Here is a 12,346-nt window from a genome sequence, read left to right as displayed (position 1 = left end):
CAAACCCTTGAGAAGTGGTGCGTTACGCTTCACTAACGCACCCTACAACTTGGCTACAATTTAGCTTACTTAAAATTGACAAGATTTCGCTGATAAGGGATCACTAATAACGGCTCACGGCGTCTTGAAGCCATTAGTTATACTGGTAAATAACCGATTGCTCTAGCAGACTTATACCCGTAAAAACATGTCTTTCAGATTTCTATTAAGGGATGCCTGGAAAGCGTGGCATCGCCATAGCGGTTGGATGGCTTGGAATTTATTTCTGGCTTTTATCCCCTTAGCTTTAAGCGTTTGGCTCTTTCGCCGCTCATCTGGAACCCGTAACCTTTTATGGTGGGCGGGTTTCATTGTTTTCATTGCCTTCTTACCCAATGCACCTTATCTGTTGACGGATATCATCCACCTGATTGATGCGGTGCGCCGTGACTACTCGGTATGGGTGATTACTTTGGTCTTAATTCCGCAACATCTTAGCGTTATTTTATTGGGCTTTGAAGCTTATGTTATTTCGTTAATTAATTTAGGATACTATTTACAAAAACAAGGCATGGGTAAATTTACGCTTCCGGCTGAACTGATTACTCATGCTCTGTGCGCGGTTGGTATTTATTTAGGACGATTCCTCAGATTTAATAGTTGGGATTTAGTCACACAACCGGAGGATTTAGCCCAAACCATTGTGGATGACTTGACGGCTAAACGTCCCCTGTTGGTCATGTTTGTCACTTTTATCGTGTTGACGGTATTGTATTGGGTGATGAAACAAATCACGCTGGGACTTATCCTGAAAATGCGTTATCGCAAAGTTCTTCACGAAGTAGGTGGGGATAATTAAAGTTAACGGTGGTGATTGTCATTTGTCATTTGTCATTTGTCATTAGTACGATAGGGCATATCGAAACTAGCTTCTGCAATGAAGCAAAACGCTTCTGGAGAGATGCTCCTCTGGTATGAAATAGGACCCCTGTTTCATAGTTAAGAGCGCTCGATGAAAGAAGAATCCTCACGCCTTCAGGCTGAGGAGTGTCAATACAAACAATCCCATACGTTAAAATGCTCACAGAACAGGTATTTGGTGAATTACCCAGCGCATGATTGACACCTTACAAACTCAACTGTACCAACTGGAACAATTTGCCGATAATCTGGTTGGCAATCAGCTTACCCATCTGAGTGCATTAAGCATCGGGATTATCTTTGCGGCTGGGTTGCTGACTAGCCTCACTCCTTGTATGCTATCTATGCTGCCGATCACGATTGGCTATATTGGCGGCTATGAAGCCAAAGGACGCCTGCAAGCCGCGACTCAATCCACTTGGTTTGCTTTGGGGTTAGCCACCACTCTGGCTGGATTGGGCATTTTAGCCGCATCGGTGGGACGAGTATATGGGCAAGTGGGTATCGGGTTACCGATCATTGTTAGCCTGATTGCAATTATCATGGGGCTAAACCTACTCGAAGCCTTACCCCTACAATTACCATCCTTTGACGGAATGGAGTGGATTTCCCCCGATTTGCCTAAGGGGATACGTTCTTATCTGATTGGGTTAACCTTTGGGTTAGTCGCCTCTCCTTGCAGTACACCCGTTTTGGCAACGTTACTGGCTTGGGTGGCGAGTACACAAGACTGGGTTTTAGGAGGCGTTCTGCTATTATCCTATACGGCAGGTTATGTTACCCCGTTGATTGTGGCAGGCACATTTACTGCTTCGATCAAGAAGTTATTAGAAGTACGCCAATGGTCAAGTTGGATTACACCCGTTAGTGGGGCTTTATTAGTCGGATTCGGCGTCTTTTCGCTGCTGTCTCGGATTCCTGGGGGAATTTTTTAGTTCAATGACGTTAGATAATCAATCTGTGTCTAATCCTGTCGGACGTTGGTTCCGGCGTTATATCCTATCATTTTTAGCAGATTTACGACTGGCGATCGCACTCCTTCTGGCGATCGCTCTTTTCAGTATCAGTGGCACCGTTATCGAACAGGGTCAATCTCTTGCCTTTTATCAAGCTAATTATCCCGAAGATCCCGCCTTATTTGGCTTCTTAACCTGGAAAGTTCTCCTATTCTTAGGATTAGACCATGTGTACCGGACGTGGTGGTTTTTGTCAATCCTAGTTCTGTTTGGCAGTAGCCTCACCGCTTGCACGTTTACTCGTCAATTTCCCGCCCTGAAAGCCGCCCGTCGCTGGAATTATTATCAAGAACCGCGTCAGTTTCAGAAATTAGCACTCAGCGCTGAACTGGAAACGGGTTCTCTGAATTCCTTATCCCAACTGCTGCAAGCCAAACGCTATCGGGTATTTCAAGAAGGAGATAGCCTTTATGCCCGTAAAGGAATCGTGGGGCGGATTGGTCCGATTGTGGTTCACGCCAGTATGTTGATTATTCTGGCTGGGGCAATTTGGGGGGCGATGACGGGATTTATGGCACAGGAGATGGTTCCTAGTGGCGCAACCTTTCATGTCCGAAATATTATTGATGCCGGTCCCTGGGCAAAATCTCAGGTTCCTCAAGATTGGGGCGTTCATGTTAATCGCTTCTGGATTGACTATACCCCCGAAGGCGGAATTGATCAGTTTTATTCCGATTTATCGGTAGTGGATAACCAGGAACAAGAAATTGACCGCCAAACCATTTATGTGAATAAACCCCTGCGCCATCAAGGTGTCACCTTCTACCAAACCGACTGGGGAATCGCGGCGGTGCGGGTGCAGTTAAATAACAGTCCGATTTTCCAGTTACCTATGGCGAAACTGGATACCCAAGGAAATGGGCGCATCTGGGGAACGTGGGTACCAACGAAACCGGATTTAAGTGAAGGGGCTTCACTGTTGGCAAAAGATTTACAGGGGACGGTTTTGGTGTACGATGCCAAAGGGAAATTAGTCTCCACGGTTCGTTCTGGGATGAGTACCCAAGTGAATGGGGTAACGTTGCGCCTGAAGGAATTAATCGGCAGTACAGGCTTACAAATTAAAGCTGATCCCGGCATTCCGATTGTGTATACGGGCTTTGGTTTGCTCATGGTGGGTGTAATTATGAGCTATGTGTCTCACTCGCAAATTTGGGCATTACAAAAAGGCGATCGCTTTTATGTGGGGGGGAGAACTAACCGCGCCCAGGTATCCTTTGAGCGAGAAGTGATTGAGATTTTAGATCGATTGCATGAGGATAAATCAACGCCTGACGTTCCGTTACCAGAAGCGATGCAAGTCTAGTGGTGTGGCACAGCTAATTAAGGATTGCTGAATAAGTGTGTAAGGTAGACCAGATAGGGGTTTCAAGCCATTTTCCGACCCAACAAGTGCAAGGCGAAAGAAACCCATAAGCTGGAAATCCTGGCATTTTTCGAGGATGAAGAAGCAGAATCTTCCCCCATCAGGGGGTTGAAACTGTTCCCTGTTCCCTGTTCCCTGTTCCCTGTTCCCTCTCTCCACCACAACACTTATTCAGCAGACCCTAAGTATGGAGCAAAATACTCGCGATCGCGATTTTCCACCTCATCTTGTCCCAAGTACCATTGCTAATACAATCAATAACATAACCAGACTTAATTGCCGCACGAGGGTTTATGAACATACCCATTTTCCCCATCGCTGAGGACATGGAAACCGCATTACTGCTACCGTTACGCAACATGGTACTCTTACCAGAGATTACTTTACCCGTTATCGCGGGTCGTCCCCGTTCCGTGGCGGTGGCTGAAGCCACGATGCAAATTTCCCCCAAGCAGGTGGTGATTGCGACGGTTCGTCCAGAAGCCGCCGAACGACTGGAAGCGGATGAACAGGCGGAAATTGAGTCCTTAGATGAACTGTATCCCATCGCTACTTTAGCCATCGTCCAGCGCCTGTTGCGGCTACCGATAGGACCCGTTCAGCTTATTGTAGAAGGTCAAGAGCGGGTTTATCTACACGAACTCCTGCAAGATAGTCCCACCTACAAGGTGGAATTTCAACGATTACCCAAGCTTACCACTGAAGCTGCCTTAGCCACAGGAACGGACTCCCAAAGTTTAGAAGCCTTAACGCGAACGATTCAATCTTTATGGCGAGAAGCTGCTGCTTTAAATCCTAATTTTCCTGAAGAAGTATTGACCGTTCTCTTAAATAGTGATAATCCCCCTAAATTAGCCTACCAAACCGCAATTTTACTCCAACAAGACGTTCCCAACGTGCAGAAGGTTCTGGAAGAAGATGATTTAACGTCCCTCTTACATTTGATGGTGAATGAGTTACAGCAGGAAGTGGAAATCTACCGCCTGCGGATGGAAATTATGGGGGAAACGAAGAAGGAACTGGATCAACAGCAACGGGAATTTATTCTGCGCCAACAACTGAAGAAAATTCAAGAGGAATTAGGGGAAACTGATCCGGAAAAACAGGAACTTGAGGAATTACGCACGTTCATTGAAGACGGTGATTTACCGGAAGCGGCGGCGAAACAAGGGAAACGGGAATTAGCCCGTTTAGAACGAGTAACGAGCGCCTCGGCTGAAGGTGGGGTAATTCGTACTTACCTGGATTGGTTGGTGGAAATGCCCTGGAGTAAGACGGTACAAGATAATTTAGATTTGGAGAATGCGCGAACAGTTTTAGATGCGGATCATCATGGGTTAACGAAGGTCAAAGACAGAATAATTGAACATTTGGCAACGTTTAAACTTAAACAACTGGCGGCGGAAATGTCGGCGAACGATGACGATGAAGAAAATGAAGAATTAACTCAAAATTCGGTCAGGGCGGGTTTAGTCCCATCGGGGTCAAAAAGAAACGATAGTAGTGAAACCCGCCCCGACAAACTCAACAATCAAAACTCCTATACTGTGGGGACAGTAATTTGTTTTGTCGGTCCTCCGGGAGTGGGAAAAACCAGTTTAGGTCACTCCATCGCCCGCGCTTTAGGGCGTCCGTTTGAACGATTAAGTTTGGGGGGATTGCGGGATGAAGCGGAACTGCGAGGACACCGCCGAACCTATATTGGGGCAATGCCGGGACGGATTATTCAAGCCTTGCATCGGGCTGGGGTAAAAAATCCGGTGATTATGTTAGATGAATTGGATAAAGTGGGCATGGATTATCGCGGTGATCCGGCTTCGGTGTTACTGGAAATCCTTGATCCGCAGCAAAATCATAGCTTCCGGGATTTGTATTTGGATCTAAATTTTGACTTGTCTCAAGTGTTATTTATTGGTACGGCGAATGACTTGTCGCGGATTCCCCCGCCATTATTAGACCGACTGGAAATCATTGAACTATCCGGGTATTCCGATCAAGAGAAAATCGCGATCGCACAACAGTATTTACTACCTCGTCAGATCGAAAAAGCTGGATTACCCGCCGATGCGCTAAACCTGTCCACCAATACCCTGCGCCAGGTAATTGAATCCTACACCCGCGAAGCTGGCGTCCGCCGCTTAGAACAGCAATTGGGAACCTTATGTCGCAAAGTGGCGGTTCGTTATGCGTCGGGGAATCCTCAACCCGTGTTGTTTAAACCGGGGGATTTAGCGGAACAGTTGGGTCCGGTGCAGTATCTCCGCGATGAAATGGATCAGGTGGCGAAACCGGGAGTGGCGACGGGTTTGGCTTGGACGTTGCAAGGGGGAGAGGTGTTATTTGTAGAAGCGGTTCTCTTACCCCAAGGAAAAGACTTAACGATGACAGGTAAACTGGGGGATGTAATGCAAGAATCTGCCCGAATTGCCCGATCTTATATTTGGTCACAGGCGGAATCATTAGGGATTGATTTAGAGGTATTTAAGCAGAATGGGTTACATCTCCATGTTCCCGCTGGCGCGATTCCCAAAGATGGACCCTCGGCGGGGATAACCATGGTTGTGGCGATCGCATCCTTATTAATAAATCAATCGGTACGCACAGATACCGCGATGACGGGAGAGATTAATCTCCGAGGTGACGTGTTACCCATTGGCGGGGTGCGGGAAAAAGTCTTGGCGGCGCATCGGCTGGGGATTCGGCGGGTAATATTACCCCAGCGGAATCACAAAGATATTGGCGATGTACCCGAAGATGTGCGTCAGAAGATGGAATTTGTCTGGTGCGATCGCGTGGAACAAGTCTTAGAAACACTGATTACACAGATTTAGGGGAATTTAAGGTGGGGAAGTGAGAGGTTAATGACACGGATTACACAGATTTAGAGGAGAGTTTCAGGTGGGGAAGTGATATCGTGTCCGGTGGAATACTTACACTATCGGTGGAGACAAGGCAGAGGGCAGAAGGGAAGGAGGAAGGTTGCAAGGTACAAGGGAATAATGACTGTTTGGACGGACATGATATGATACTAATTTGCAGTCTAAGATATAGCACTACGCACACACGTTAGGACATAAGTTTATCCCAAAAGGCAACAGGCAACCCTTCAACTTCGTTCAGGGCAGGCAGGCAACAGGCAACAGTAAAAATGTCCTAACCTGCCTTGGTAAGGCTATAGAATTTGTCATGCTGAGTGGAGTCCGGAGCGAAGCGGAGGAACGAAACGAAGCATCTGTCCAGATTCTTTGCTTCGCTCTCCAATGACATGATAGAACGTAACTCGGTATAAGAAGTTAGTGACACTGATTACACAGATTTATTTGAGATCGCGAAATCCCTGTAGTGCGAGCATCTTGCTCGCTACCTATTCCCAATTTAAATGCATGACAGCTTAAGGATTTCTGAGTTTTACCACCAGCCCTATTGAAAATTAGCGGATTATGAGTATTCAACTTGAGCAAAAAACCTATACCCCTGAAGACTATTTAGACTTTGAGACGGCTTCCGCAGAACGCCATGACTATATCAACGGAGAAATCATTCCAATCACAGGGGGAACCCCTGACCATAATGAATTATCCATCAGTCTAGCAGCGATTGTGGATTCCCGATGCGAATCTCTATACTTATCCCGATGTCATGGTTGTGGAAAAGCCATTGCAACTGCAAACCGGACGCACGGATACTATCGTTAATCCCTGTTTTATGGGTGAGGTTTTATCCAAGTCAACCCAAGACTATGACCGTAGTGGTAAGTTTGTCGCCTACCGCACAATTGCCAGCTTTCGGGAATATCTGATTATTGATCAATATAGGATTCATCTGGAACATTATGTGAAAACGGCGGCGAATCAATGGCTGTTATGAGAGTATGATGATCCAACTGTCACCCTATCTTTTAATGTGTTTGATTTTCAACTCAAAATTGCTGATCTCTATGAGAATATTGAGTTTAAGGACTTCAGTTAGTTCGTAGTTGCGCTTTAGCGCCATCAACGCTCCCATAGGAGCATAGAGCGGGAAAGAGTATGTAGGGGCTCACTTTCACGACTATCTTTTTGGTTGCACAAGGGATGTGACTAAACCTGCCCCGACTCAGGTTTCTGCCTTATTTTTCCCTCCTCCCGAATTCCTCGGCACAAAACTCATCAATATCGCTGACATCGGGATGAGTGTGGAGATAGTCCCGCAACCAGTTGCAACCGCGAACCAGCAAGTCGTCTAACGTCTCCACCCGCCATAAGCGCACGGTATTATCATGGGAAGCGCTAGCAATTATTTTCCCATCTGGGCTAAACGCCACACTCACAACCGGACTCTCATGACCACGCAGGACAGCTAACTGATTCCCTTGGATATCCCACAAACGCACAGTTTTTTCCCATGAAGCACTGGCAATTATTTTCCCGTCTGGACTAAACGCCACACTTTTAACCGAATCCTCATGACCACGCAGGACTACTAACTGATTCCCCTGGCTATCCCACAAGCGCACAGTATTGTCCTCTGAAACGCTGGCAATTCTCTGTCCGTCTGGGCTAAACACTACACTCCTCACCCAATCCTCATGACCACGTAGGACAGCTAACTGATTCCCCTGGCTATCCCACAAGCGCACGGTTTGGTCATCTCCAGCACTGGCAATTATTTTCCCGTCTGGGTTAAACGTCACACTCCTCACCCAACCCTGATGACCGTGTAGAACGGCTAACTGATTCCCCTGAATATCCCACAAGCGCACGGTCTTGTCATTTGAAGCGCTGGCAATTATTTTCCCGTCTGGACTAAACGCTACACTCGAAACCCTAGCCTGATGACCCTCTAGGACAGCTAACTGATTCCCCTGGCTATCCCACAAGCGTACAGTTTGATCATCTCCAGCACTGGCAATCATCTTTCCGCTTGAGTTAAACGTCACACTCCTGACTTTAGCCTGATGACCAAGTAGGATGGCTAACTGATTCCCCTGAATATCCCACAAACGCACGGTTTGATCATCTCCAGCACTGGCAATTATTTTCCCGTCGGGGTGAAACGCCACGCTCCTCGCCCAACCTTGATGACCACGCAACAGGGCTAATTCATGACCTTGGATATTCCACAAGCGCACAGTTTGATCCTCGGAAGCACTGGCAATTATTTTCCCGTCGGGGTGAAACGCCACACTCCTCACCCAACCTTGATGACCACGCAACAGGGCTAACTGATTTCCCTGAATATCCCACAAGCGTACAGTTTGATCATCTCCAGCGCTGACAATTCTTTTCCCGTCTGGGCTAAATGTCACACTCCTTACCTTATCCTGATGACCCTGTAGGACGGCTAACTGATTTCCCTGAATATCCCACAAACGCACAGTTTGATCCTCAGAAGCACTGGCAATTCTTTTCCCGTCTGGGCTAAATGCCACACTCCTTACCTTATCCTGATGACCGTGTAGGACAGCTAACTGATTCCCCTGGCTATCCCACAAGCATACAGTTTGATCATCTCCAGCGCTGGCAATTCTTTTCCCGTCTGGGCTAAATGCCACGCTCCTCACCCAACCCTGATGACCGTGTAGGACGGCTAACTGATTCCCCTGGATATCCCACAAGCGCACAGTTTGATCATCTCCAGCGCTGGCAATTCTTTTCCCGTCTGGGTTAAACGCCACGCTTCTCACTGAACTCTGATGACCACACAGGACGGCTAACTCGTTCCCTTGACTATCCCACAAGCGTATCGTTTTGTCATGGGAAGCACTGGCAATTCTTTTCCCGTCTAGGTTAAACGCCACACTCCTGACTTTAGCCTGATGACCAAGTAGGACGGCTAACTGATTTCCTTGAATATTCCACAAACGCACGGTCTTGTCATCTGCCGCACTAGCAATCCGCTTCCCATCTGGGCTAAACGCTACACTTCTCACCCAACCTTGATGACCTCGCAGTTGATTTCGCTCCCGGATTTGATTCAAAATCTGTTGCAATGCTGAGAGGGGACTATAGGCAAAATATTGATCAATTGGTCGGTCTTTGACAATCGCCTTTAGCTCTTTACCCGCTCGCATTGCAGTAAGTAGTGCTGGGATTTGAGTATAGTTGAATTGTCTAAGAGCCGATGTACCCAGACGCTCTAGTTCTGTTAATTTCAGCGCTTCTTCTCGTTCTTTTTGGGCTTGTGCCAGATAATTCTGCGCTGCCCTAACCTCTAACATCACCCGCTTTCGTTCCTCCTGCACCAGGGTTAATTCCCTCCGAACCTGTTCAAGATGTCGCTCTAACTGCTGACGCTGCTCTCGTTCCTGATTCAGTTGGGTAATAATTTCTTGTATTTTCGGCTCTTGCTGCTGACGAATAAAGGGTACGAGATAATCATGAAATAACTGATAGCGATTATCGAATTTATCAGGAACAATAAATACAAAGCCGGATAAAACTAAAATATTTAAAATTAAATCTAAATGGCTCGCAGATACAGTCAAAAAAATATCTAAATTTTCCTCTAATTCAAGACGAGTCTTCAGCAGTCGCCGCTCTTTATCATCCGTGAGTAAATACAGAACCAACTCCGCTACCTGCTGATTTTCTTCCCCACAATCCTCCACCACTTCCGCCAGATAGCGCAGCACCAACTCTTCCTTCGTCCCAAACTGTTGATAATCTGCTAAGGTTCTAATCCCCTCGGCTTGCAGTTGCGCTCCAACAACCTGTAACTCAATCGGGCGTACTTTCCCATAATCTCCAGCTAAATCCTGAACCAGTTGCTCAATTAACGCCGCTTCCAACTTAAAATTAGACCGTGTGGTCAGTTGTTCGAGTAACTTTTGCGCCTCCTCTGGTGTTAAGTTAGAAATTTTATAGAGACTATTCTTACTCAACAGGTCATAATTTGCCATTCCGGGTTGGTCTACTAAATAATAGAGGTAATCTCGGCGAATAGAGAAAATCACCGTCAGGGACAAAATATCTAGACACTGACCTAAGAATTTGAAAAAATCAGCTTCAAAGATTTTATTCTGGCAGCTTTTGCTATCAGTTACAAAAAAGAACTCCTCAAATTGGTCAAAAATCAACACTATTCGCACCTGCTGGGTTTCACTCTGGCGCAAGGCGTCGAGAATTGCGGTTTTAGAATCAAGAGGTTGAGTGATGGGAATATTTTGTCTTTCTAGCGCGGCGGTTAATTGCTGTCCTAATTCTCGTTCCCAATCGGTATAAACTTGACTCAAAATTGGGATGATTCGTTGCCCACTGGCGGTAGTATGGTGTAGAGTTGGTATTAATCCGGCATTGACTAAAGAACTTTTACCAACGCCAGAATAACCATAAATGACAATAACTTTATGATCAGCACGCTGCACACGTTCGACTAATTCTCGCACATCTTTTTCCCGCCCCCAGGCAACAATTTCTGGGGCTATGGGGAGGGGGGAAGATGCGGAAGATTGGGGAGGAGATGAGGGCGCACGTCTGTGCGCCCCTACCGCCCCCGCCCCGACAACGCTACCGACAGCGCCAACAATCGATGGAACGCGACTGGCACCAATAAATGCTCTTAATCCTAATTGGGTTTCAACCGTTTGCCGTTCCTGTTTAATTTTAAAGGCTTTCAGATAATCTTTTGTCTGCCAATAGAGATGATGTAACTCCGCTAAAATATCCAAATAAAGCCGAGGATTCGATAACGGTTGACTCATCCCATGGGCAAATTCTAACTGTTCAATCGCGGCAGAACATTGACCTAAATTAACGTGCGATCGCGCTTTAATCCAGTAACATCGGCTGATTAGCTCTACCTCAATCCCATTAATAAGCCTTGGCGAATGGAATTCGCGGCTAGACAAACCAAGTCCGCCTGCGCGGACTAACAACAAATTAAGCGCTTTGGAACCCGCGTTAGCGAAGCTTGCCGAAGGCCAGGCGGGTTTCGTTTGTGTAGTTGCGGTTTCAACCGCCCCACTTAACGCCGTTTCCGCTAACTCCTTCGCCGCTTGCCAACGTTCTTCAGCCAACGCAACATCAGCCAAAAACGTATAATCCAACGCCAATTTATTCCGTCGATTTTCCCCTTGATCAAACGCCAACGCTTGTTCAGCCAACTCTTGCAATTGTTGCCAATCCTTTAACTCCCGCAAAACCTGACCAAACACGCCAATCGAATCAGCAATTAAATCCGGACGTTGCACCCGATTAAATGCAGTCAAAGCTTGCTGAAGAGACTCCTTAATTTTGGCTTGAATCTGATTATAGTCATCACGGGGAATTGTCGCAGGTTGAAGCCGATTAATTTGGCAGAAATACCCATAAACCATCTCCCTTAAAACAATCCCTTCATACTCAAAACGCTGCAATTCCCGCCAACCTACCAACGCTTGCTCAAAATAATCAATCGCCGCCGAAATATCTCCCTGTTGTTCTTGACAAATCCCTAATAATGTGAATAACGCCGCCGCTAATTCCGGTTCTAACCCGTTATTTCCTACCTGTAACTCCCCTGTCGCCGCCTCTAATTCCGCCTTAAATTCAAGCCACTCCGTTTCCGTTAAAACTAACCCCTCAATCAACCATTGATCCGCCTTCTCCTGAATAAACGCCGCCAACTCCCCACGGCTAATCGTAAACCGACTACTCACCCCCCAACTTTCCAGATTTCGGGCAAACTGCATCCATTGCGCCTTCACCGAATCCGTCACCCAAACCACAACCGGAAACGGACAATGTTGACGAAACTCTTCCCGCACCAAATCCGCCCCCGCCAGCATCCTCTCCAGAGATAGCACCGACTCCAACCCCAAAACCATCAGCGCCCCCGGTTTATCCCCCTGCAACTCCCCCTGAATCCGCTGATAAAGCGCCGTATCATCAGGGTTCAGCATAATCGTGCGAATGTTCAGAGGAGACGAATCTTGGAGACATTGAATCAGACGCGATCGCACTCTGTCATAATTACATCGAGCAAAAATCAGCAAAAACTGACCCTGAAAAGCATCCAGCGTCAACGCCAATTCCTCCAATTCCGTCTGATTCTCCAGTGTAATCTCAGGTAGCTGCGACATCGTTTCGTCCCATTCGTTCGTAGT

General features: G+C 46.9%; 5 protein-coding genes and 1 pseudogene. 5 read left to right on the top strand and 1 reads right to left on the bottom strand.

Features of this window, described 5'->3' with window-relative positions:
* Positions 1 to 187 precede the first annotated feature (187 nt).
* The 5 genes and pseudogenes from RIE73_RS24065 to RIE73_RS24045 all read left to right on the top strand — a co-directional run bounded on the left by RIE73_RS24065 (position 188) and on the right by RIE73_RS24045 (position 7,251).
* Positions 188 to 838: a DUF1361 domain-containing protein gene (locus RIE73_RS24065; RefSeq protein WP_446403586.1), complete on the top strand. Its 651-nt coding sequence runs from the start codon at positions 188 to 190 to the stop codon at positions 836 to 838.
* 256 nt (positions 839 to 1,094) lie between these two features.
* Positions 1,095 to 1,835 (top strand): cytochrome c biogenesis protein CcdA, encoded by a 741-nt coding sequence (locus tag RIE73_RS24060; RefSeq protein WP_446351605.1) that lies wholly within the window; start codon positions 1,095 to 1,097, stop codon positions 1,833 to 1,835.
* Positions 1,836 to 1,839: 4 nt separating this feature from the next.
* The gene (locus tag RIE73_RS24055; protein WP_446403585.1) at positions 1,840 to 3,222 is read left to right on the top strand and encodes a cytochrome c biogenesis protein; all 1,383 of its coding nucleotides are present in this window, start codon (positions 1,840 to 1,842) and stop codon (positions 3,220 to 3,222) included.
* Between the two features lie 353 nt (positions 3,223 to 3,575).
* Positions 3,576 to 6,113, top strand: a complete 2,538-nt coding sequence (lon, locus tag RIE73_RS24050) for an endopeptidase La (RefSeq protein ID WP_446403584.1) — start codon at positions 3,576 to 3,578, stop codon at positions 6,111 to 6,113.
* A 609-nt stretch (positions 6,114 to 6,722) separates the two neighbouring features.
* Positions 6,723 to 7,251, top strand: a pseudogene (locus RIE73_RS24045) (Uma2 family endonuclease).
* A 139-nt stretch (positions 7,252 to 7,390) separates the two neighbouring features.
* Here RIE73_RS24045 and RIE73_RS24040 read toward each other — a convergent pair.
* Positions 7,391 to 12,322, bottom strand: coding sequence for an nSTAND1 domain-containing NTPase (locus tag RIE73_RS24040; protein WP_446403583.1), 4,932 nt, complete (start codon positions 12,320 to 12,322; stop codon positions 7,391 to 7,393).
* Positions 12,323 to 12,346 lie beyond the last annotated feature (24 nt).

This window comes from Coleofasciculus sp. C1-SOL-03 (assembly GCF_040220555.1).
In the GTDB taxonomy this organism is placed as follows: Bacteria; Cyanobacteriota; Cyanobacteriia; order Cyanobacteriales; family Coleofasciculaceae; genus Coleofasciculus.
This window is presented reverse-complemented; position numbering and strand designations above follow the sequence as displayed.

Bases quoted from the DNA above. Each gene is read 5' to 3' on its own strand.
- RIE73_RS24060 (WP_446351605.1), top strand. From the start codon at position 1,095: ATGATTGACACCTTACAAACTCAACTGTACCAACTGGAACAATTTGCC.
- RIE73_RS24055 (WP_446403585.1), top strand. From the start codon at position 1,840: ATGACGTTAGATAATCAATCTGTGTCTAATCCTGTCGGACGTTGGTTC.
- lon (WP_446403584.1), top strand. From the start codon at position 3,576: ATGAACATACCCATTTTCCCCATCGCTGAGGACATGGAAACCGCATTA.
- RIE73_RS24040 (WP_446403583.1), bottom strand. From the start codon at position 12,322: ATGTCGCAGCTACCTGAGATTACACTGGAGAATCAGACGGAATTGGAG.
- RIE73_RS24065 (WP_446403586.1), top strand. From the start codon at position 188: ATGTCTTTCAGATTTCTATTAAGGGATGCCTGGAAAGCGTGGCATCGC.